Source organism: Mucilaginibacter sp., from assembly GCF_039921305.1.
Classification (GTDB): domain Bacteria; phylum Bacteroidota; class Bacteroidia; order Sphingobacteriales; family Sphingobacteriaceae; genus Mucilaginibacter.
Window position 1 is genome coordinate 72,544 of record NZ_JBDSCA010000079.1, and the last position, 21,832, is coordinate 94,375.

General features: G+C 41.1%; 21 protein-coding genes. 10 read left to right on the forward strand and 11 right to left on the reverse strand.

Going from position 1 to position 21,832, the window contains the following annotated elements; translation table 11 throughout:
* Positions 1-1,821: an ABC transporter ATP-binding protein gene (locus ABIN91_RS22795; RefSeq protein WP_348053929.1), complete on the reverse strand. Its 1,821-nt coding sequence runs from the start codon at positions 1,819-1,821 to the stop codon at positions 1-3.
* Between the two features lie 181 nt (positions 1,822-2,002).
* On the opposite strand from ABIN91_RS22795, the gene ABIN91_RS22800 reads away from it, so the two are divergent.
* A complete protein-coding gene (locus tag ABIN91_RS22800) occupies positions 2,003-3,022 on the forward strand; it encodes a glycosyltransferase family 9 protein (protein ID WP_348053930.1) in 1,020 nt (339 codons plus the stop codon).
* On the opposite strand, the gene ABIN91_RS22805 is transcribed toward ABIN91_RS22800, so the two are convergent.
* Together ABIN91_RS22805 and ABIN91_RS22810 are read right to left on the reverse strand one after the other, a co-directional pair.
* Entirely contained in the window at positions 3,006-3,989 is a 984-nt protein-coding gene (locus tag ABIN91_RS22805; RefSeq protein ID WP_348053931.1) for a glycosyltransferase family 9 protein, read from the reverse strand. The genes ABIN91_RS22800 and ABIN91_RS22805 overlap by 17 nt on opposite strands.
* Positions 3,989-4,870: a glycosyltransferase family 2 protein gene (locus ABIN91_RS22810; protein WP_348053932.1), complete on the reverse strand. Its 882-nt coding sequence runs from the start codon at positions 4,868-4,870 to the stop codon at positions 3,989-3,991. The genes ABIN91_RS22805 and ABIN91_RS22810 overlap by 1 nt, the downstream gene beginning before the upstream one ends.
* A gap of 149 nt (positions 4,871-5,019) precedes the next feature.
* Here ABIN91_RS22810 and meaB point away from each other — a divergent pair, with 149 nt between their 5' ends.
* On the forward strand, positions 5,020-5,904 hold the full coding sequence (meaB, locus tag ABIN91_RS22815; protein WP_348053933.1) for a methylmalonyl Co-A mutase-associated GTPase MeaB: 885 nt from the start codon (positions 5,020-5,022) through the stop codon (positions 5,902-5,904).
* On the opposite strand, the gene ABIN91_RS22820 is transcribed toward meaB, so the two are convergent.
* On the reverse strand, positions 5,891-7,180 hold the full coding sequence (locus ABIN91_RS22820; RefSeq protein ID WP_348053934.1) for an aminopeptidase P family protein: 1,290 nt from the start codon (positions 7,178-7,180) through the stop codon (positions 5,891-5,893). The two genes, meaB and ABIN91_RS22820, sit on opposite strands and share 14 nt — an antisense overlap.
* Before the next feature lie 109 nt (positions 7,181-7,289).
* Here ABIN91_RS22820 and ABIN91_RS22825 point away from each other — a divergent pair, with 109 nt between their 5' ends.
* From ABIN91_RS22825 to ABIN91_RS22850, 6 genes are all read left to right on the forward strand, one after another.
* Positions 7,290-8,687 (forward strand): OmpA family protein, encoded by a 1,398-nt coding sequence (locus ABIN91_RS22825; protein ID WP_348053935.1) that lies wholly within the window; start codon positions 7,290-7,292, stop codon positions 8,685-8,687.
* Positions 8,688-8,766: 79 nt separating this feature from the next.
* Positions 8,767-8,910, forward strand: coding sequence for a DUF6728 family protein (locus tag ABIN91_RS22830; protein ID WP_348053936.1), 144 nt, complete (start codon positions 8,767-8,769; stop codon positions 8,908-8,910).
* Complete coding sequence (locus ABIN91_RS22835) at positions 8,907-9,287, forward strand: RidA family protein (RefSeq protein ID WP_348053937.1); 381 nt, start codon at positions 8,907-8,909, stop codon at positions 9,285-9,287. Before ABIN91_RS22830 ends, ABIN91_RS22835 begins: the two co-directional genes overlap by 4 nt.
* A 52-nt stretch (positions 9,288-9,339) precedes the next feature.
* Positions 9,340-11,448 (forward strand): ATP-dependent DNA helicase RecG, encoded by a 2,109-nt coding sequence (recG, locus tag ABIN91_RS22840; protein ID WP_348053938.1) that lies wholly within the window; start codon positions 9,340-9,342, stop codon positions 11,446-11,448.
* 261 nt (positions 11,449-11,709) lie between these two features.
* Positions 11,710-12,426: a hypothetical protein gene (locus ABIN91_RS22845; RefSeq protein WP_348053939.1), complete on the forward strand. Its 717-nt coding sequence runs from the start codon at positions 11,710-11,712 to the stop codon at positions 12,424-12,426.
* An 8-nt stretch (positions 12,427-12,434) separates the two neighbouring features.
* Positions 12,435-14,102: a hypothetical protein gene (locus ABIN91_RS22850; RefSeq protein ID WP_348053940.1), complete on the forward strand. Its 1,668-nt coding sequence runs from the start codon at positions 12,435-12,437 to the stop codon at positions 14,100-14,102.
* Positions 14,103-14,332: 230 nt separating this feature from the next.
* Here ABIN91_RS22850 and ABIN91_RS22855 read toward each other — a convergent pair whose 3' ends face one another.
* From ABIN91_RS22855 to ABIN91_RS22865, 3 genes are all read right to left on the reverse strand, one after another.
* Positions 14,333-15,583, reverse strand: coding sequence for a DUF2130 domain-containing protein (locus ABIN91_RS22855; RefSeq protein WP_348053941.1), 1,251 nt, complete (start codon positions 15,581-15,583; stop codon positions 14,333-14,335).
* Positions 15,584-15,632: 49 nt separating this feature from the next.
* The gene (locus ABIN91_RS22860; RefSeq protein ID WP_348053942.1) at positions 15,633-16,685 is read right to left on the reverse strand and encodes a DUF2157 domain-containing protein; all 1,053 of its coding nucleotides are present in this window, start codon (positions 16,683-16,685) and stop codon (positions 15,633-15,635) included.
* 65 nt (positions 16,686-16,750) lie between these two features.
* Complete coding sequence (locus tag ABIN91_RS22865) at positions 16,751-17,677, reverse strand: bifunctional riboflavin kinase/FAD synthetase (RefSeq protein ID WP_348053943.1); 927 nt, start codon at positions 17,675-17,677, stop codon at positions 16,751-16,753.
* Between the two features lie 148 nt (positions 17,678-17,825).
* Here ABIN91_RS22865 and ABIN91_RS22870 point away from each other — a divergent pair, with 148 nt between their 5' ends.
* Positions 17,826-18,587 (forward strand): DUF4382 domain-containing protein, encoded by a 762-nt coding sequence (locus ABIN91_RS22870; protein WP_348053944.1) that lies wholly within the window; start codon positions 17,826-17,828, stop codon positions 18,585-18,587.
* Positions 18,588-18,639: 52 nt separating this feature from the next.
* On the opposite strand, the gene truB is transcribed toward ABIN91_RS22870, so the two are convergent.
* The 4 genes from truB to ABIN91_RS22890 all read right to left on the reverse strand — a co-directional run bounded on the left by truB (position 18,640) and on the right by ABIN91_RS22890 (position 21,386).
* A complete protein-coding gene (gene truB, locus ABIN91_RS22875; protein ID WP_348053945.1) occupies positions 18,640-19,365 on the reverse strand; it encodes a tRNA pseudouridine(55) synthase TruB in 726 nt (241 codons plus the stop codon).
* A 76-nt stretch (positions 19,366-19,441) separates the two neighbouring features.
* Positions 19,442-20,233, reverse strand: coding sequence for an undecaprenyl-diphosphate phosphatase (locus tag ABIN91_RS22880; RefSeq protein ID WP_348053946.1), 792 nt, complete (start codon positions 20,231-20,233; stop codon positions 19,442-19,444).
* On the reverse strand, positions 20,230-20,505 hold the full coding sequence (locus ABIN91_RS22885; protein ID WP_348053947.1) for a DUF3098 domain-containing protein: 276 nt from the start codon (positions 20,503-20,505) through the stop codon (positions 20,230-20,232). The genes ABIN91_RS22880 and ABIN91_RS22885 overlap by 4 nt, the downstream gene beginning before the upstream one ends.
* Before the next feature lie 2 nt (positions 20,506-20,507).
* Complete coding sequence (locus ABIN91_RS22890) at positions 20,508-21,386, reverse strand: permease-like cell division protein FtsX (RefSeq protein ID WP_348053948.1); 879 nt, start codon at positions 21,384-21,386, stop codon at positions 20,508-20,510.
* A 201-nt stretch (positions 21,387-21,587) separates the two neighbouring features.
* Here ABIN91_RS22890 and ABIN91_RS22895 point away from each other — a divergent pair, with 201 nt between their 5' ends.
* The gene (locus tag ABIN91_RS22895) at positions 21,588-21,791 is read left to right on the forward strand and encodes a hypothetical protein (protein WP_348053949.1); all 204 of its coding nucleotides are present in this window, start codon (positions 21,588-21,590) and stop codon (positions 21,789-21,791) included.
* Positions 21,792-21,832: the final 41 nt, after the last annotated feature.

Here is a 21,832-nt window from a genome sequence, read left to right on the forward strand (position 1 = left end):
TTACGAATTAAAAGCCTGCATGTCAATTAGCCTGCGGTATAAGCCGTTCTTATCATATAATTCCTGGTGGGTGCCTTGCTCAACTACACGGCCATCCTCCAGTACAAAAATCAGGTCGGCATTTTTGATGGTGCTCAAACGGTGAGCTATAATTAATGATGTGCGGTTCTCCATCAAATTATTCAGGGCCTCTTGTACTAACACTTCCGATTCTGTATCCAATGCCGAGGTAGCTTCATCAAGCAACATCAGTGGTGGGTTGCTTAAAACGGCACGCGCGATACAGATCCGTTGTTTTTGACCACCGGATAGTTTAGAACCCCTATCGCCAATGTTGGTTTGATAACCGTTTTCAGTAGCCAAAATAAATTCGTGCGCGTTGGCTATGCGGGCGGCGGCTTCAACTTCGGCCAGTGTAGAGCCGGGTTTGCCAAAGGCTATATTGTTGAAAATGGAATCGTTAAAGAGAATGGATTCCTGATTCACAATCCCCATCAAATTACGAACGGAGTCGGTTGTCAAGCCTTTAATATCCTGCCCGTCAATTAAAATGCTGCCATTTTGTGGTTCAATAAAACGTGGTATCAAATCCATCATGGTTGATTTACCACCACCTGATGGGCCAACTAATGCTACTTTTTTACCTTTCGGGATGGTGATATTAATATTATTCAGAACCACTTTTTCGTTGTAAGCGAAGGATACATTCTGGAATTTGATATCGCTATTGAAACTTTCAATTGGTACAGCGTTAGGTGCGTCAACTATTAATGGCCTCTCATCTATCAAAGCCAAAACACGCTCGCCGGCCGCAATACCTGAGTGAATGCCGCTAAAGGCATCAGACATAGCTTTCGCCGGGCGCATTACCTGCGAAAACATGGCGATGTAGGCAATAAAGTGAGGCCCATCCAAATCGCCTTTATGCTGAATAACCAGATCGCCACCATACAATACAATGGCCGCTACCATGGCAGTTCCTAAAAACTCAGACACCGGTGATGCCAATTGCTGCCTCTTAGCCATTGAACGGACAATTTTTGAGTAACGCAGGTTTTCGCCATGAAACTTATTTTTAATAAAGGTTACGGCATTAAATGCTTTAATGATCTTTATTCCGGTTAAGGCCTCATCCAGATTACTGATCATATTACCATATGATTTTTGCGATTCGATGGCCTGCTCTTTTAAACGTTTCACAATTCTTGAAATAATGAACGCCGATACCGGGATAACCAGCATGGAAAAGAAGGTTAGTTTGTATGATATGGCAAATAACCAAACCAGATAGGTAATTAATGTTAAAGGCTCTTTAAAAATAACCTGCAACGTACCCGTAACCGAAAATTGAACTACCTGTACATCTGATGCTATTTTTGATATGATATCGCCCTTGCGCTCGTTGCTAAAAAAGCCCATGTGCAAATTCATCACGTTATCAAAAACCGATTTGCGCAGGTTTAATAAGGTGTGGATCCGGAGGTTTTCCATAGTACGCTGTGAAAGGTAGCGGAAAAGGTTCCCTAACAAAACGGATACTACAATAACCAAACAAACAAAGTGCAGCACACCGGATTGCCCATAGTTAACCTGTGCCAGGTAAGAGTAATAATCAAATGCTTTTTTTATATCAAATAAGCTCTCGGGCTTAGTCACAACATCTGGAATGGCTTTGCTGAAAAATATGGAGTTTAATAATGGAGCAAGCAATGCTAAATTGAGCGTATTAAAAATTACCGAGAATATGGTAAAAATGATATATGGTATTGCAAACTTTTCAATAGGTTTTGCAAAGGATAGTAAACGGAAATAAGTTTTCATTAAAGAATTTAAGGTTGCAAAAATAATCAATAGTAATGGATATTTTGTATGGCATTACGGCTACATTGTATTCTGTGGGTAAAATCAATTTTTAGCTTATATTGCATATAATTAATCCCGATAATTTCGTTCAAAATTTTATTAACCTATTTTTGCGGGATTAGAAATATCATTTACAAGCATGGCTGTTAACCCTAACGACAATATAAAGCATATTCTGATTCACCGTATCGATGCGGTTGGCGATGTTGTATTAACGTTACCAACCTGCATTTATTTGAAACAAGTAATACCGGAGGTAATTATCAGTTTTTTAGGTCGTGGTTATACCAAACCCATTGTTGATGCCTGCTCGGCAGTTGATCATTTTATTGATCATGATGAGTTGGTTTTGATGACCGAACAGGAACAGATAGCAAATATCAGGGCCAGGAATATTGATGTAATTGTTCATGCCTTTATTAAAACTACTGTAGCCAGGCTAGGTAAAAAAGCTGGCATCCCGATAAGGATAGGTATTACCAGCAAAAACAGCCACTTTTTATATTGTAACAGGTTGATCAGGCTGAGTCGCGGTAAATCATTTTTACACGAAGCACAACGCCCTATATTTTTACTGCGTGCCATAGGTATTGATCATGTACCAACTCAGGGTACACTGGCTTATAGCTACCGCGATCATTTTAAACCGGCAACAGAGCTTCCCGAAAGGTTATCGCAACATTTAAAAGCTGATAAATTTAACCTGATACTGCACCCAAAATCAAACGGGAGTGGCAGGGAGTGGCATATGGACCGCTTTAAGGCACTTATTAATAAAATACCTGCAAGCAAATTCAATATCATTATCACCGGATCGCCAAAAGAGGCCTTACTGTTTGAAGATTGGGTGAAAGATATGCCCGCTAACGTAACCGACCTGAGCGGAAAAATGAGCTTGGCCGAATTGGTAGCCTTTATTTTTAAAGCGGATGGTTTATTGGCTTCGGGTACTGGGCCGGTACATATTGGCGCGGCATCAGGTATACATACGCTTGGCTTATTCCCAATCAGCTGGGCCATGAATGCTATACAATGGGCACCTTTAGGCCGCAAAGGCCAGCACATTGAAAGTGATTCTGATGATCTTTCGAGTATATCTGTTGATATGGTTATGGATGCGATAATGGAATGGGTAAAACCAGTTAAATCCATTTCTTAATCCTGTCATAAACATCAGTCGGGGATATGTTATGCAACTGGTCGGCACCACTTTCTATATATTCGGCTTGTTTACCTATTGGCCCCCAGCGGCCGGGATGGATTGGCCGTATTGACGGGTATAAACCTAAAGCATGTATTCCTGTGAGTGCAGCAATGTGCAAAGGCCCGGTGCTTGCTGCTATCAAACCATCGGCATGAGCAATAAAAGCGATAAACTGATCGAGAGTTAATTTCCCCGTCATGTCAATTACATGGGCTGGTAAGGTAGGTAACCAGTTTTTAAGCAGCTCTTTTTCTTTATCAGATCCCGAAATGAAGATGTTGAATTGATCGGCAGGTAATAATTCTATTAATTCTTTAAAATGTTCAAGCCCCCATTCGCGGCCGCTACCGTTTGATTTAGGGTGGAGGATGATATTGAATTTATTTGCTGGTAGCAGCTTGGCAAGTTCTTCTGGTAATTTTGTTGTTGATCGGTAATTATAAAAACCGGCTAACTCGTTAAGCTTGGGTATTTGTGTAATATCCAAAGGCTTTAATAACGCAATATTCAATTGTGCTTCGTGCAGATCAGAATTTTTACGGCTTAGTTTTACTAATTTATTACAGGTTAACCAATGGAAGGTTCTGTTGGTTGTGCCTATCCGCTTCTTTATGCCCGCGCGTTTAGCCAGTGCTGCTATTTTTTTTTGAGGATAAACGTGAATAATGGTATCTATGTTTTCGGACCGGAGCGCCAGTATCTGCTCCTGCTCCGGCAATGCCTTTAATTCATCATAGTTAATAAAGTGATCAACTGCGGCGCAGGTTTTAATTACCGGGCCGGTATAAGTGCGGCCCAAAAAAGAGAGCTTTATATCGGGGTAAATACTTTTTAAATATCCGCATAGGGGTAATGTGAGCACTACATCGCCAATGGCATCAACCCGGCTAATTAATATATGTTGTTGTTTATTTATGCTCACTACTTTTTAACTATTTTATAATTGCGGTATTCGCCCACGCGCCAGCCGGTTAGTTCTTCTATTTTTTGGAGTACCTTACGGCGGAAGGGCATATTCTTTTTTACGGCTGCCCAATCAATGTTCAGTTTCCAGTTGGCAACGGCTATGCGTTTAAGCATGCTTGCCGGGTGCGTGTCGGTATAACGGATCAGCTTATCGGCATTGCCATAGTCAAAATCAAAAGTTTGAGGCTCGGGCGCATTGGCTGCCTGTTCGCCATGGTAAAACTTGTTAAAGTTGTACATTTTGTTGACGATGCCTTTTGGAGGTTTCACCCAACCATAATGATAGATATAAGCATCAATCAGTTTAACATTTATCTTCCGGCTATCTAACCTAAAACCTTGCGCATCCCGATAGGAATGAATGGCTTGGTTATTACGGATGATGCGGATCTCGCGCCTGTACCAACGGCGCGACTGGCTGTAATAATCATACGATCCATAAAAGTGTAGGTATTTAAATAAAAGGCCTTCAATTTTAGGATTGTTCAGGTTGTCTTCCATCTCCTTTTTTATGGTAGGGAGATACTTTTCGTGAACGGCTTCGTCACCCTGTATATAAAAGGCCCAGTCTGCATCTGGCGATATCGCCGCGAAGGCTTTATCGGTTTCGTCGGCAAACACGGTTCCGCCGTTACGTTTGGATTCATCCCACTCGGTATTCAGTATTTTGATCTTAGGCGAATCAATACTTTCTATCAACTCGCGGGTGCCATCGTCGCAATTACCAAGGGCTACAATAAACTCATCGCAAATGGGCAAAATAGATGTAATGGCTTCTACAACCGGGTAATCGTTTTTTACCGCGTTGCGGATGAATGTAAAACCTGCAACTTTCATTGGCCCCCTAACCCCCTAAAGGAGGAATTAAATTAATTGTGATTAATATACCTTATATATAAGGTGTAAAGATAAAGTATAAGCCCCAAATGTTTTAATTAAAGATAAAAGCACCTAAATTAGCTAGCTGTTAAACACAAAACTCAACAATGTCATCCACAAAGGCCGAAAATAAAATAGATTTTAAATTGCTGGCGAGGCATTTAACCCAGGTCGAAAACAACCTGCCGGGTGCTGATGATTTATTGAAAGGGTTGAAATTTAATGCAAATGTGCCCGTAATAGGATTAACCGGTCCGCCGGGGGCGGGCAAGAGTACCTTAGTAAATGCTTTAATTGGTGAATTATTAAAGGAAGGAAAAAGGATTGCCGTATTGGCGGTTGATCCTACTTCGCCATTTAACATGGGATCGCTGTTGGGAGATAGGATCAGGATGACATCGCACTTTAACCATCCGGATGTTTTTATCCGGTCGGTAGCTACGCGTGGTTGGGTTGGTGGTTTGAGTGTGAAAACAATGGAGATGACCGATGTTTTAAAAGCGGCAGGTTTTGATACCATTATAATAGAGACGGTAGGTGTGGGCCAGTCGGAAATTGATATTGCCGGTTTGGCCGATATAACCATGGTTGTACTGGTGCCCGAATCGGGAGATGAGATACAGCACATTAAATCGGGATTGATGGAAATTGCCGATGCCTTTATTGTGAACAAGGCCGATAGGGATAATGGTGATGCCTTTGCCAATAATCTGCAAAAGTTAATACATTATAACCAGGTGCAGGTGCCGGTTTTTAAAACGGTTGCCATTAATAATACAGGTATTGCAGCAGTTTTAGAGCATGTGTATACTCAGGATACAACAAAAAGTATTAAAAAGCTACACTTACTGACCGAAAAAGTATACAGATTAATACAGTATAACAGAATGCATGACATAGAAAAAAATAAACTCCGGGAAATTATTGCCGGAGTTTACTTAAAAAGTGATTTTAATATTTATCGGTTTGCCGATGATTTTATGAATTCATGATCTCTTCGATATCGTCGGCTTCTATCGGAATAGCTGCCATGAGGTCGATATTGCCACCTTCGGTTATTAAAATGTTATTCTCAAGCCTGATACCTAAGTTTTCTTTTTGGATATAGATGCCAGGTTCGCAAGTTAGAATGTTCCCTACGCGGAAAGGCTCGTAACGGCTCGCAAAATCATGAACATCAAGCCCTAAGTGATGCGATGTACCATGCATAAAGTACTTTTTATAGGCTGGCATAGCCGGGTTTTGTTTTTCAACATCGTGCTTATCCAGTAAACCAAGGCCTATTAATTCGCTTGTCATTATTTTACCTACCTCTTCGTGGTACTCGTTCCAGATGGCTCCGGCTATTATCATTTTGGTGGCTTCTTTCATTACCCGCAGTACCGCATTATATACCGCACGCTGCCGATCAGTAAAACGGCCGTTAACCGGGATGGAGCGGCTCATATCGGCATTATAGTTCGCGTATTCGGCGCCAAAGTCAAATAAAATCACATCGCCATCTTTACAAACCTGGTTATTGTCATTGTAATGCAGGATGTTAGCATTTGGCCCCGATGCTATAATAGGATTATATGCATGCCCGGTAGCGCGCTGGCGAATAAACTCGTGGATGATCTCGGCTTCTATTTCGTACTCGGTAACGCCGGGTTTAACAAATTTTAAAACCCTTTTAAATGCATCGTTAGTTATATCGCAGGCTTTTTGGGTCAGTTCGATCTCGGTAGGGGACTTTATCGACCGCAGATCCCGCAGTATAGGTGCCGATCTTAAATAATTGTGCAAAGGATAGCGCTCACGAAGGTCTTTTGCAAACCTTAAGTCTTTATAAGGTACGGTATATTGATACCTATCATTCTCATTTGTATTTAGATATATATTATCGGAATAGTTTATTATACTATGTAATATACTATTAAAATCATCTAACCAATAAATGCTTTTTATGCCCGATGCATTTAAAGCTTCTTCTTTGGTATATTTGTGTCCTTCCCAAACGGCAATATGTTCGTTGGTTTGTCTTAAAAAAAGTACTTCTTTGTATAGCGGATTAGGACAATCGGGGTATAAAATTAGTACACATTGTTCCTGATCGATGCCTGAAAGATAAAAAAAATCGGCATTTTGCTTAAAAGTAAAAGTTTGATCGCCACTTTTTGTGTACTCATCACTTGAGTTAAAAATGGCTATTGAATTGCTTTTTAATCGCAAAACGAAATTATTTCTATTATTTGTAAATAAATCAGAACTTAAAGGCAAATATTTCATTGTTGTTATAGTTTCATTTCAACTTTTATTTTTTTTCTCATAATAAATATCAAAAAATAATAAAAATTGGAACGGAGTTTGGTATTGGTTTCAAACATAATAACTAAATTTGAAAAAAAAATCACAATTAAAATTGTTTAATCTTAAAACTATGAACTATTCTACATTAAAGAAAACAGTTGCTTTGTCATTCGCCTCTTTGTTAGCTGTTGGCGCTGTTAGCGCTCATGCTGTAAAGGACACGACAATGTCAACTGCAACTACTCCAAAGATATTTGGTGGTAGCGGACAGTACAGAACCTGGAGTATAGGTGTTAACGCTGGTGTTACATCTCCATTCCTTGCTATCGGTGGTACAAACAATTACAAAAACTTCGATCTTGGCTTTGCTTACGGCATCTCTTTGAGAGATCAATTAGCTCACTCATTCGGTTTACAATTGGATGTTATGGGTTACGGCTCTAAAGTAAAAGGTCACAACATTGAAAATGCAAATGCACTCACAGGTCCAGGGTCATTCTCAACAGAAATTAAGTATACAGCTACATTAAGTGGTGTTGTTAATGTTGCTACTGTTGATTTCCTTGCCCGTAAAAATTCTGTTAACTTCTTCGTTAGTGCTGGTGCTGGTGTTATTGGTTATGTACCTACAGCTTACAAATCAGTTGATCAAACAGGTCCAGCTTTTAGAACAAGCACAAATGGTGATGCTTTAACTCAAATTACTATTCCAATTGGCGTAGGCTTGAAATTCAGGTTAAGCGACAGAGCTGCTTTGAACTTTGGTTATACAGCTAATTTCTTAGATGGTGATTACTTTGATGCAACTAAGGCAAATGGTTACCACAAGGATAAATTCTCTTACGCTTACGGTGGTTTAGAATTCTCTTTAGGTTCAAGTGCTAAACCTAACTTGGATTGGGTTAACCCAGTAGCTTTGATGTATGATGAGTTGAAAGACCCAACTTTACGTCAAGAAGTTGAAGCTTTAAAAGGCCGTGTTACTAACGTTGAAAACGCAGTTAACGACTTGAAAAAAGATTCAGACGGTGACGGTGTTGCTGATCAATTTGACAAATGCCCTAACACTCCTGCTGGTACAGTAGTTGATGGTTCTGGTTGCCCAATCAAATTCCCTGAGCCAGTTGCAGCAGCAGCAACAGCTACTCCTGCAGTAGCAGCTACAGCTTACTCAAACATTCAGTTTGAATTTGATAGCTCAGTATTACGTACTTCATCTTACCCAGTATTAGATGCTACTTCTGCTGACCTACGTGCTTCTAAATCATCTGTAACTGTTAACGGTTATGCTTCATCAGAAGGTACTGCAGCACACAACCTTGCTTTATCTAAAGATCGTGCTAACTCAGTTAAAACTTACTTAGTTAACTCTGGTGTTGATGCTAAACGTGTTAAAATTAAAGGCTTAGGTGAAACTCACCCAATTGCTGATAACTCAACTGAAGACGGACGTGTATTAAACCGCCGTGTTGAATTCAAAAAATAATTTTTGAATTAGTTGAATCAATAAAACTTGAAAGAGGGTTCCGGGAAACTGGAACCCTCTTTTTTTATTATATTTGGCCATGTACTTTTTCAGAAAGAAAGACCCAAACAGACCAACCAGTTTTAACCTGAGGGCGATGCATTTTATTAATGCATTGGCCATTGTTATATTTTTGGCAGGTATCATCTGGAAAATAATTGATCTATATTTTATAAAAAAATGAAAACCATAATAAAAACCGATAAAGCGCCAGCGCCTATAGGGCCATATAATCAGGCCATATTGGCTGGTGATACTTTGTATGTATCTGGCCAGGTTGCTATTGATCCTGCTACTAACCAGGTTGTACAGGGTACCATTGAAGTTGAGACTATACTTGTAATGAATAACCTTAAAGCTATTTTAAATGAAGCAGGTTTTGGGTTTGAAGATGTAGTAAAGACCACCATCTTTTTATCAGACATGGGTACCTTTGCTAAAGTAAACGAGATATATGGTTCGTATTTTACAGGCAATTACCCCGCCCGCGAAACGGTGCAGGTATCGGTATTGCCTAAAAATTTAAATGTCGAGATTTCGGTTATCGCCTTTAAGGGTTAATACATAAATTAAGCCGGGTAATTGATGGCCCGGCTATTAATACGCTTTAAGCTTGAATCAGCAAATATTCCAAACCCCAATAGAATATCTGAGAGGCGTAGGTACCGCCCGGGCTGAAGTTTTAAGAAAAGAACTGGGTATATCAAACTTTGCCGATCTGCTGAGGCATTTCCCCTATAAATACATTGATCGTACCCGGTTTTATAAGATAAGCGAAACCAATCCCGATTTGCCGCACGTACAAATTATTGTGCGCTTAAAAAGTAAAGAGATTGTTGGCGAAAAACATACCAAACGATTAATCGCGCAAGTTTACGATGATACCGGTGTGATGGAGCTGGCCTGGTTTCAGGGTGTTAAATGGGTTGAAAAGTTGCTGATTCCCGGCAAGGCGTATGTTATTTTTGGTAAGCCAGGCTCATTTAATGGCAAGGCACAAATGGCCCATCCCGAAATTGAGCCATATATACCAGGTGGGACAAAACAGAGCGGTAATTTAAAGTTGCAGCCGGTTTATAATTCTACCGAAAAACTGAAGGCATTTTCATTAGATAGCAAAGGTTTACAGAAGCTTATCGCGATATTAATTGAGCAAACTTCGAGAGATATTTTAGAAACCATTCCGCAGCAGATCCTGCAAAAGTTTAAGTTGGTTGATAGGCGTGAGGCTTATCATAACATCCATTTCCCGGCAGATTCTGCTACGTTAATGGTGGCTACTAACCGACTCAAGTTTGAAGAGTTATTCTTCATTCAGTTTAAAATGCTGAAGAATAAAGTTCAACGGGCATTTAAGTTTAAAGGGAATGTGTTTAATACCGTTGGCGATTACTTTAATGACTTTTACAAAAATAAACTTCCGTTTGATTTAACCAGCGCGCAAAAACGCGTGTTGAAGGAGATTCGGTTAGATACCCAGCGCGGTATTCAAATGAACCGCCTGCTTCAAGGCGACGTAGGTAGCGGTAAAACGGTTGTGGCGTTAATGAGCATGTTGCTGGCTATAGATAACGGCTTCCAAACCTGTATTATGGCGCCTACCGAGATACTGGCTAATCAGCATTATCAATCGATAGAGAGTTTGATTAATGATGAATTTTTGGAGGTTGCGCTATTAACCGGATCAACCCCGGCCAAACGGAGGAGAGTTATTCATGAGAAGCTGGAAAGTGGCGAATTGAAAATATTAATAGGCACGCATGCCTTGATTGAAGATAAAGTTCAATTTAAAAACCTGGGTTTTGTGGTGATTGATGAGCAGCACCGTTTTGGCGTTGAGCAGCGTGCCAAGCTTTGGCGAAAGAATGTGGTACCACCCCATGTGTTGGTGATGACAGCAACGCCCATACCACGCACTTTAGCCATGACGCTTTATGGCGATCTGGACGTATCTGTAATTGATGAGCTGCCCAAAGGCCGCAAGCCTATAGAGACACTGCATTTTTTTGAAAGTAGCCGTTTACGCATGTTCGGTTTTATGAAACAGGAGATAGCTAAAGGCAGGCAGATTTATGTGGTTTACCCTTTAATTAAAGAAAGTGAAAAACTTGACCTAAAGAACCTGACGGATGGTATTGAGGTGATGAGCCGGGAGTTTCCTTTACCGCAATTCCGCATTAGTATAGTTCATGGTAAGTTGAGCGCCGCTGATAAGGATGCCGAAATGCAACGCTTTGTAAGGGGCGAAACGCAAATTATGGTGGCTACCACGGTTATTGAGGTTGGGGTAAATGTGCCTAATGCATCGGTAATGATTATTGAGAACGCTGAGCGCTTCGGGCTATCACAGTTGCACCAATTGCGCGGACGTGTGGGCAGGGGGGCAGAGCAATCGTTTTGTATATTGATGAGTACCCAAAAGCTGAGTCATGATGGTAAGGTACGCTTGGATACGATGGTGAAAACGAATAACGGTTTCGAGATATCGGAGATCGATCTGCAATTACGTGGTCCGGGTAATATTGAGGGTACACAGCAAAGTGGTGTGCTCGATCTGAAACTGGCTAACCTGGCTACCGACCAGCAAATGTTATTGGTGGCCCGCAGATGTGTTGAGGAGGTTTTTGAGCAGGACCCTCAATTACAATTGCCCGAAAATCAGATTTTGAACCAGGCATCGCTCACGCATAATGGTGGCTTGAGTTGGGATAAGATATCCTAAATAGTGCCTGTTGCTGATATTTTTGTATAAGGCAAAGCAAAAGGAGCAAAGCGTTATATGTTGTTTAAAATATCCCTCTTATCCTCCCCCGTTCTTCGATGATTTAACATTCCTAATTTCCGAAATTTTCCCTTTGGATGTTTTATGGCAATTTTTTATCGAGGCGAAACATTTTTTTAATCCTATCGTAAAAGCCTAATATAAAGTGCAATAAATACCTGTTGTACTTTAAGTAAAACATAACACCCCCTAATTAATAACATGAAGAACTATTTAATCTTAGTACTTTTAGCATTTCCCATGCTATCAGTAGCAAGAACCCTGACGGATAAGGATGGCCAAGCCGAATTTTATCCTAAGCCTGTGGTTCAAACTCCATTTAAACATTCCTTATCATTACAATTACAGGCCGGCACACAAGGTGTAGGTGCTGATCTAAGGTTTGGCATATTATCGCGCCTTTCAGTACGCGGTGGGTTGAGCTTTATCCCCGTTAAGGCAAATAATGTTTTGAGCCTTCCGGGATTCCAGTCGACCAATAGCGCTACTATCAATTTTTATAATGCCCACCTACTGGCCGATTTTGTTCCGTTTAAAGGGATGCGTGGTTTCAGGCTGGTTGGCGGTGCAGGCTATTTGTATAAAGCCGATGGCGGTTTATCTATCATCCCCACAGGCAGCTACACTTATGGCAATACTACAGTTACCGGTGCCGATATTGGTAACCTCAATATGAATGTATCATGGAAAGGCGTTGCACCTTACGCTGGTATTGGTTTGTTTAAAAGCTTTCCCAGCCATATGTTCAATTTTAACCTGGACCTGGGTACCTATTACATGACATCGCCATCAACCCATATTATTGGCACCGGCTTATTAGCCGATAATAGCAGCCTTGAGCCGCAGTTCAATAACAATTTAAAAGATTACCGATGGTTACCGGTTATCCAATTGAATTTCAACTTTAAATTAAAGTAAGAAACATCATGAAATCTATTCTATCTATTACGAAAGTGGTATTACTTTCTGCGGCTGCAATTGTAGCGGTTTCAATATCAGGTTGTAAAAAACCAACCGAAGGTGTTAAGATTCTTATTAACTCTAACTCATTGTTTCCATCGCCTACGGTTATCAAATTTGCCAATGCCGATTCAACTTCGGCTAATAAACTGGGCAATTTCGCGGTAACTATTTCTGGTCCGGGTGCTAAATACGTGCAAATGGCATCTGGTGGTGTAAACTTCCAGGCATCTAATGGTATTTTATCAATAGCATTAACTAAGGATGCGCATGCATCGGCGGCTAACCCCATTTCGTTCACGGTAGCAGCATCGTTAAACAATTTTGCGCCTGTATTGCAAAATATTACCATTACTGAAGACAAGCTATCTGTGTATACCATCAAAGCTTTAGAATACGCCAAGCCTGCCGAAGGCACTACCGTACTGGCGCAGAATACAGGCCTGAGCGCAGGAATACTGCCTGCTACTTATGCCATAACAACGCCCAAAACCAGCACCATGACCGAACAGGCCACGGTAACTTTTGATGGCGGTACCCAAATGCAGGATGCGAATGGCACAACCATTACCGGAGGTAATTTAAACCTGAACGTGGTACAATATGGCACCAACAGCAGCGCGAGCTTACAGGCTTTACCAGGTGGAACAAGTACCAATACAGCAGTTAAAGCTGATGGCACACCAATAAGCGGGAACGTGAATTTTGTTACTGCCGGCTTATTACAAATGAATTTGGATGCAGGCGGCGTAGCGGTTAAACGGTTTTCGAAACCGGTTAATGTGAGTATCGAGATCAACAGCAAGCTAACCAACTTTGCTACCGGCAAGCCTATTCAGGCGGGTGATGTTATCCCTTACTGGAGCTTGAACGAAACTACCGGCGAATGGAAAAGCGAGGGTAACACAACCGTTGTTATAGATGGTAAGGGCAAACTATCGGCACCAATGCAAATTTCGCACCTATCATGCTGGAGCGTGGGCTGGAGCTGGGGCGCAGTTGGCTCATACTCAACTTGCAGCAGTAGTTTAAATGTTACTATCAATACCAGCGATCCTAATTTTAAAGGTGGCCCATACAATGTATCGTTACAAACACCAGATGGTACTTATTTGGGTGGGGTGCAAGGCGTAACCATTAGCAATGGCAATGTGGTTACTTTAACATCGGTACCTAATATTGCACGGGCTAAAATTGTGGTGAGCGGCGGTATACCTTATACCAGTGTGCAAAGCTCGTTATTTGAGCCTTGTGGCGCGGGTTCGGTAACTATTAATGTTCCGGTAAGTTCAAATACGGTAAATGTGAGTGTGGATGTGATTGGCTTATGCAATGGTAAAGACTTAACTATCTTACCTTCGGCAACGTTTGAATTATACCAGCAAACAGGCAGTACTTATACCGATGCCGGTACCTTACAACTCACCAATGGCAAAGGTACAACCGGTTTACAGGTGGGCCGTATGTATTACTTAACCACCACTTATAATGGTAAAGATTATACTACGGATGCCTTCTCGGTAAGTAAGAGTGATTTTACAGTTCCATCATCAGCTTTAACTTTAAATGCCACGTATAATGCTACAACCAACACGCTTAACTTTACAGGAAGCATCCCTATCAATTGTAATTAATGTTTTGTAAATAGTTTGGATAATGTGAGGACCGGGGTTTGATTTTTCCCCGGTCCTTTTTTATTAGATGGCTATTTGCTTGGCGTAGAGATGACGCACCCCTCCGCCCCTCTCAAGAGGGGAATCGCACTTGGCCTGCGTTTTTTCACAAAGTAGAAGTCCATCTCTGAAAGTTCCCGTTGGGAGGGAATCGCTCATTGGGCACCGCTATGTTTTTGTTGTTATTTTGTCTATTCTTCTAACAGCAGATCTTCGTCATCGGTGAGGCTTAGGTGGATGTCCTGATTACCGGCTATGCCTTCGATTGAGCCACGGATGCCTGCGGCGTTTAGCAATACCTTGTCCAGTTCCTTTTCGCGGGCTTTCCATAGTCGTTCCATGGCTTCACGTTCTTTGATGATGGATCCGCGCATACGCATGTAACCCTCGCGGATGGCTTTCCATTGTTCAGAGAACTCGCTTCCCGTAAGGTAATCATATAACAGATGCATCTTATCGCCCTTGTTCTCTTGTGACCGGGTGGAGTTATAGAGTTTGATGATGCCATCGCGCAATACATAAGCTACAGCTTTGGCTTCCTCGAAAGAGCAGATCCAAACGCCATCCTTTTCACCAAAGCAATCCATGCCCTTAGGGTAGCATTGAGTAACTATTACGGCTACATCAACACCGTTGGCGCGCATGTCTTTTTTAAGCTTATCAACCCAATCGCCGCCAAAGGTTGCGGTGCGCTTACTTTCGTAGATAATGCGGCCACATTCCTGGCCAAACTGGTTACGTATCAGCTGTACACAATCGGCACCACGAACACCTTTACCCACCTCGCTGATCACATCAAACGGGAAGGTGTTACGCAAAAGCTCTTCCAATATCAGTTCCTGCACTTCGCCTTGTAATTGCATTGAGCCTTGTTCGGCTTTGCGCTTCATTTCTTCGGCAAGCTTCTTTTGGTCATCGAGTTGCTTTTTGAGCTCGGCCACAAGTAGTTGATGTTCAGAATCTTTCAATTGGCTTTTCTCAGCTTCCTGTTTGCGTATCAACTCTGCCAACTCGCCGCGTTGCTCCTGCAATTTGCGTTGCAGGTTGATCTCCATTTCCTCTTCGCGGGTTTTGAGGTGTTGCTCCTTTTGCAGAAACTCCAGCTCCTTTTGGCGCGATGCCTTTAGCTTTTCTTCAGCGTCTTTATTACTGGTTTCGAGCATTTGGAGCTTGTTCTCAAAATCGGTAGCTATAGTTTTGCGCAGGCTTTCTTCCAGGGATAATTGCAGGGCTTTCTTTTCATCAGTAAGTTTTTGCTCAAACTGCTGTAATTGTTGTTGTTCCTTTTTGCTGAACTCTTCGAGCTTACGGCTATACTCGTCCTCCTTTTGTTTGGTGAACGACAGCATCTTTTCGCGTAGTTCTTTTTTATATTCCTCGGTCATGGCTTCCTCTAAAGGAAATACATTACCGCATCCCGGACACTTAACTTCTGTTGCCATTGTATGAATTGAACTGTGAAGATGGTTAATTTTTGAACACTGTAAATACCTAATCTTTACTTTTAGCCGAGCGAACGTTCCAGATCTTCTCGGCCTTGCGACCGATGAACCAGAACGAAACAGCCAGTATAGCAAAGAAAAGCGGCTTGTTGGTGTTCATCCAAAAATATTCAAAATATTTGGTATAGATGAGTATGATGAGGAAACTAATACCGAATTCGCGGGCTATCACATCGTTATTCTTCAAGCCATATAAAAGGAAGCCGCCAAAAAAAACGGCCGCTATGATACCCCAATAAAATAAGGTGATCTGTTTAACCGGCCACCACTGGTCGAAATTGGCATAGTTGCCAAAAAATGAGAGGAACCATAACGACAAAAACAAGTACAACAAACCGGTGATATAAGTAATATCGGCAAATTGCTTAAACCATGCCTTGTTTTTCAAAATGGCGCCGGCGGTAACAACTAATATCCCAAATAGCACAAAACGTAAAGGATAATTCATCCCTAAAAAATAATAGCCCCAATGGGTTTGGTAACCGGTTTCGCTGCCAAACCAGCTACCTAGAGAGATGAGCGCGAAGAGCCAGATCAACCTTGAATCCATATTCCAGGCCAATATGCCATAAACAAATACAGAGATGAGGAAGAGTATGGAATAGTGCCCCGAGCCATTATCCAGGGCTTTGCCCAAATATGCAATACATAAGGCAGTGAATAGTACGGCCATAAAGGTTACGGCTTCGTTACTGAATACCTTTTCGGGTGATATGCGTTTTAAACGCCGCTCCCATAAAAACAACCCCGCGGCCGCGATGCCCGAAATAATAGCGATAACAATGTTTGGCGTATAATAAAGCTTTTTGATGTAGTTTAAAAAAGCATCGTCAATAATAAACCAACCGAACGAAGTTGCGCCGCATATTAAAGCTATCCAAAAGGAATATTTGGCCAGGCGCATCCAATCGAAACCTTTTACATCGTAGGTAGTTCGTAACTTATCGGCAACAGCCTTTTCTATCACCCCTTCCTTTTCCCAATGGGCAATGGTTTGATTTAGAAATTCGCTTTCCTGCTTATCAAGGTCGAGTTTTTCCAATGGTTTTTGTAAGATTTTATTAAAGATAAACCTTATCGTGGCAAAATGGTTGTGTTTATTTGAAATTAGGATAGCAAGGCCAACACGCTTTCCCTGTCTTTTGCCAGTTGTACAACCAAAGCGTCCAACCCGTTAAACTTAATATCGCTGCGTACAAAGTGGTGGAAATTCATACGGATCTGCTGATCATAAATATCCTGGTTAAAGTCGAATATATTAACCTCAATGTTACGTGTCATCCCGTTAATGGTTGGGCGGTGACCAATGTAAGCCATGCCTTTGTGCGGGGCTCCGTTAACCTCAACAGTTACGGCAAAAATACCATCAGCAGGTATCAGTTTATAGCTTTCGCCGATGAGGATATTAGCAGTTGGATAACCTAAAGTACGGCCCAACTGATCGCCACGGATAACCTTGCCGGTGATGAAGAAGGGATAGCTCAAAAACTGGTTGGCAAGCGCTATATCATCGCTTAGTAAAGCGGTGCGTATTTTGGTAGAGCTTACGGCTACATCGTTAATATCCTGTTCGGGGATTTCTACAACCTCAAAATCGTAAACTTTGCTTAACCTTTGTAAATCTTCCAAACCGCCTTTACGGTCTTTACCAAAACGGTGGTCGTAGCCAATTACGATCCTTTTAGTCCCGATCTTAGCAACTAAGATATCGTGAATGTATTCCAGGGCCGATAGGTTTGAAAAATCCCGTGAAAACGGTGTTACTATTAAATGATCAACACCCATTTCTTCTAAAAGCTGTGCCTTTTCGGTAATGGTGGTGATAAGTTTTAGGTCTTGATCTTCGGGATGCAGTATCATCCGCGGGTGCGGGAAGAAGGTAAGGATCACCGTTTCGCCACCTATCTCTTTCGCCAGTTCCTGTAGTTTAGCGATGATCTTACGGTGCCCGGTATGCACACCATCAAACGTCCCGATGGTTACAACGGCGTTTTCTATTAACTTAAACTCGTCAATATTGTTATAGATCTTCATTTACCTGACAGCGGGATGTTAAAAATGCAAAAGTAACTTATTTTATAATTTAATAGTCTTGTTATTTTGGTAAACGCCAGAAACCCCATTGGCACGGTTACTGCATACCATTTGTAATATATTTATTACAATACAAACCAATACTATTATGAAAAGATTATTTTTGTTATCTGTAGCTGCTTTATGTTTAGGATTTACTGCGTGCAAAAAAAGCAGTACATCAAACACAGCTCATGTTAGCGTAAGGCTAACCGATGCACCAGGAGCATATGATGCTGTTATTTTAAGCGTCAAACAAGTTGTAGTTATTACCACTGGCGGACAAGAAACCATTGATATTGGAGGTGGTCCGATTGATATTTTGCATTTCAGGTTGGGTAAAGATACTTTACTTGCAGCAAAAGATATTCCGGCAGGGCAAATTCAGGAAATACGACTTGTACTAAATAATACCGGAAACCGTGTAGTTATTAGTGGAACATCGTACGACTTAACAACTCCAAGCGGACAAACATCCGGTGTTAAGCTTAAAGTTAAGGATGATTTAACCGCAGGCATTGATTATACCTTATTGCTCGATTTTGATGCAAGTCAATCCATTGTAAACACCGGAAGCGGAAAGTACATTTTAAAACCTGTAATACGAGCCATTTCGCAGGCTGTTTCAGGCGCTATTACCGGTACCGTTACGCCAATTGCATCCTATCCTAAGGTATATGCTATTATGGGTACAGATACTGTAGGTACACTTGCTGATGGCAATGGCAAGTTTTATTTTCCTGGTTTAGCCGCAGGTACTTATAAGGTTAACTTTATACCCGCAAGCCCTTATTTACCTAAAACCATTGATAATGTATTGGTAATTAATGGCTCTGTTAAGGATATGGGCACTGTTTCAATGTTGCCTTAGTAGTTCAATCTATCATCAAACCTCTGCGAAATTATTTTTGGCAGAGGTTTTTTTATTTAAGCAATTCTGGTTGGGTTTTTAATTCGCGGATGTGATCAACCAGTTCCAGCACTTCAAAAGCATCTTCCAGTCGGAAATTACCGCTACGGGTGCGGCAAAGTTTGGATAGGTAAGCGCCATTATTTAGCGCCTTTCCAAAATCGTTAACTAAAGAACGGATGTATGTACCCTTGCTGCATACCACACGGAAATCAACTTCGGGTAAAGCGATACGGGTTATTTCAAACTCGCTAACGGTTACAAAGCGCAGGCGTAGCTCAACCTCTTCGCCACGGCGGGCTTTTTCGTACAAGCGCTCCCCATTGATCTTTACTGCCGAGTGCGCTGGCGGATATTGTTGAATATCACCGGTAAATTGTGCGGTGGCAGCGTATATTTGTTCATCGGTTAGGTTACTGATGTCGAAGGTTTCATCCTCGTCCGTTTCCATATCGTAAGATGGCGTGGTTGCGCCTAATACCATGGTACCTGTGTATTCCTTGTCTTCAGCTTGAAAGGTATCTATTTGTTTGGTAAGCTTCCCTGTACAAACGATTAGTAAGCCCGTTGCTAAGGGATCAAGTGTACCCGCATGGCCTACTTTGAGTTTAAGGGGTTTTAGTGTGTTGCGTATTTTACCAACTACATCAAAGCTCGTCCAGTTATAGGGTTTATTGATCAGCAGCAGTTCGCCCTGGGTAAAGTTAAAGTCGCGGAATTTGGTGTTGTCTGCTGTCAAATGAATAGCTGTTTAAATAATAATGCTGAATATCGAATCAGGTTATAATTCAACATTCAGCATCAATGTTTTAATATTAAGCCGTTAAGTGCCCGGTGTAGTACATCGCAATCAATACAATACCAACGATGATACGATAGTAACCAAATAACTTAAAGCCCTTTTTCTCTAAAAAAGTAATAAAGGTTTTGATGGCGAGCATAGCTACAATAAATGCGATAATGTTACCAATGATCAAAAATTTAATCTGCTCACCGTTAAACATGTGCTCATGTTCTTTATGGTAATCATATATTTCTTTTAGTGTGGCACCTAACATGGTTGGTACCGCTAAAAAGAAAGAAAACTCCGCGGCGGCGGTGCGGGTTAATTTCTGACTCATACCACCAACTATTGTAGCGGCAGAACGGGAAACGCCAGGGATAACCGCCAGACATTGAAATAACCCTACTTTTAAAGCTGTGGCATAGCTAATTTCGGCTTCTTCTTTTACTGCCGGCTTATTAAACCATTCGTCAACAAATAACAGGATGATACCTCCAATTAATAGTGAACAAGCCACCACAAGCGGACTTTCCAATAATAAATTAATCTTCTTTTTAAAAAGGACACCGACAATAACTGCCGGAATAACACCCACAATAAGCTTAAAGTAAAAATCAAAAGATTTAAAAAATCGCTTAAAGTATAAAATAATCACCGAAAGGATAGCGCCTAATTGAATTACAACTTCAAAAAGTTTTACAAAAGCATCACTTGCAATGCCCATAAATGAGCTTGCAATAACCATGTGCCCGGTTGATGATACAGGTAAAAATTCAGTTATCCCCTCAATTATAGCGAGAATAATTACGTGAATTAGATTCATGCTTTGGTAGCCGATTTTTTAAAGATGGCAAAAAATCCAATAGCGAAACCACCAAGCACCACTAAAGGCGCTAAAACTATTTTGCGGAACTCATAAATATCGGTAGTCCCACTCATTAAAAAGAAGCCGATAGCTACTACAGCAATCGCCAATAAAAAGATGCGGTAATTTTCTTTACCAAACACAAATTGTGCCGCCGGAACAGCTTGTGGTGTTTTAGCTTCGGCTGTTTTAACAGGTTGAGCAATTACGGGTTTAGTTTCTTTTGCCATTATTATCTATATAGATCGTAAATTTTTAAACGAAGGAATTTGCTTACAGCCAGATAGGTGCTAAAGCCTGAAATGAATATACCAATGCCTATCACACCCAAAAATACAATACCAAATTCGTAGTAGTTTTGAAGAATAACCAGGTCTGGAATTTGAATGGTAGCTAAATAAAGCATACCGATCAACATAATGATCGCGATAAGGCCGCCCAATAAGCCATGCCATAAACCATAAAGCAAAAATGGCTTGCGGATAAAGCCTTTAGTAGCGCCAACCAGCTGCATCGATTTAATTAAGAACCTTTGCGAGTAGATGGCCAGGCGTATTGTATTGTTGATCAAAGCCACAGATACCACCGCAAATATCCCGGCGAAAGCCAGAATAACTAAACTGATGGATGCCAGTTTTTGATTCATCAGGTCAACTAATGATTGTTGGTAGATCACTTCTTTAACCAGGGTGTTTTTAAGCAATTTGGCTTTAAACTGGGCTATATTGACATTATTGGCATAATCGGCCTTTAAATAAACATCTATGGATGATGGTAACGGATTGAAACCTAAAAAGCTCACAAAATCCTTACCCAGATCTTTTTGCAGGTTACGCGCGGCTAATTCTTTACTTACGTATTGGGTGCTTTTAACAGATGGATCGGTATCCAGTTGCTTTTGCAGTTGCAGCACATCTGTTTCGTGAGCGGCATCGTCAACTATAATATTGAGTACGATGTTTTCCTTCACATAGCGCGAAAGGTTGTTGGCATGCACCAAAATCAAACCCAAAAGGCCAATCATCAATAATACCATGGCAATACCAAATACTGTTGATATGTAGATCGCCTTGGTTTTTTTTGCCGATACGCTGGCCTCAAATTCTTCCATAATTACCTTTTAATTCGCGAAAATAAAAAAACGTTGCCATAAAGGTAAAATATAATTCTGTTTATATTATAAAGGCGGAATAGTAATGTATTGGTTTTAACAAAAATTAACGCTTAGGCGAGACGGAAAAGTCCGGAAGACCGGAAGTTAGGGACACTAAAACTCTTTTGTTTGATAATGGTTATTAGTTGAAATATCATCATGAAAAAAGACGCTAATTCGCACGATAAACCATCACCATCAGATACGCCAACTGAGAGACCAAAAGATAACGGCCATAAAAGCGTGGTAAAAAAAGAGGATAAAGAATACCATGCTGATGAGCCTAAAAAAGAAAACATTGCCAAACGCTATGAGAATGAGGAGCAGCCTGTACATTCGGTAAAAAAGGCTCCTAAAGAGTAGTTTGGGTAATTCTGCAATTAATTACCCATCAATCATATAGG

Bases quoted from the DNA above. Each gene is read 5' to 3' on its own strand.
- ABIN91_RS22830 (WP_348053936.1), top strand. From the start codon at position 8,767: ATGTACTTTTTCAGAAAGAAAGACCCAAACAGACCAACCAGTTTTAAC.
- ABIN91_RS22880 (WP_348053946.1), bottom strand. From the start codon at position 20,233: ATGAATCTAATTCACGTAATTATTCTCGCTATAATTGAGGGGATAACT.
- ABIN91_RS22850 (WP_348053940.1), top strand. From the start codon at position 12,435: ATGAAATCTATTCTATCTATTACGAAAGTGGTATTACTTTCTGCGGCT.
- ABIN91_RS22835 (WP_348053937.1), top strand. From the start codon at position 8,907: ATGAAAACCATAATAAAAACCGATAAAGCGCCAGCGCCTATAGGGCCA.
- ABIN91_RS22885 (WP_348053947.1), bottom strand. From the start codon at position 20,505: ATGGCAAAAGAAACTAAACCCGTAATTGCTCAACCTGTTAAAACAGCC.
- ABIN91_RS22890 (WP_348053948.1), bottom strand. From the start codon at position 21,386: ATGGAAGAATTTGAGGCCAGCGTATCGGCAAAAAAAACCAAGGCGATC.
- meaB (WP_348053933.1), top strand. From the start codon at position 5,020: ATGTCATCCACAAAGGCCGAAAATAAAATAGATTTTAAATTGCTGGCG.
- ABIN91_RS22855 (WP_348053941.1), bottom strand. From the start codon at position 15,583: ATGGCAACAGAAGTTAAGTGTCCGGGATGCGGTAATGTATTTCCTTTA.
- ABIN91_RS22870 (WP_348053944.1), top strand. From the start codon at position 17,826: ATGAAAAGATTATTTTTGTTATCTGTAGCTGCTTTATGTTTAGGATTT.
- ABIN91_RS22865 (WP_348053943.1), bottom strand. From the start codon at position 17,677: ATGAAGATCTATAACAATATTGACGAGTTTAAGTTAATAGAAAACGCC.
- ABIN91_RS22845 (WP_348053939.1), top strand. From the start codon at position 11,710: ATGAAGAACTATTTAATCTTAGTACTTTTAGCATTTCCCATGCTATCA.
- ABIN91_RS22820 (WP_348053934.1), bottom strand. From the start codon at position 7,180: ATGAAATATTTGCCTTTAAGTTCTGATTTATTTACAAATAATAGAAAT.
- ABIN91_RS22895 (WP_348053949.1), top strand. From the start codon at position 21,588: ATGAAAAAAGACGCTAATTCGCACGATAAACCATCACCATCAGATACG.
- ABIN91_RS22800 (WP_348053930.1), top strand. From the start codon at position 2,003: ATGGCTGTTAACCCTAACGACAATATAAAGCATATTCTGATTCACCGT.
- ABIN91_RS22795 (WP_348053929.1), bottom strand. From the start codon at position 1,821: ATGAAAACTTATTTCCGTTTACTATCCTTTGCAAAACCTATTGAAAAG.
- ABIN91_RS22810 (WP_348053932.1), bottom strand. From the start codon at position 4,870: ATGAAAGTTGCAGGTTTTACATTCATCCGCAACGCGGTAAAAAACGAT.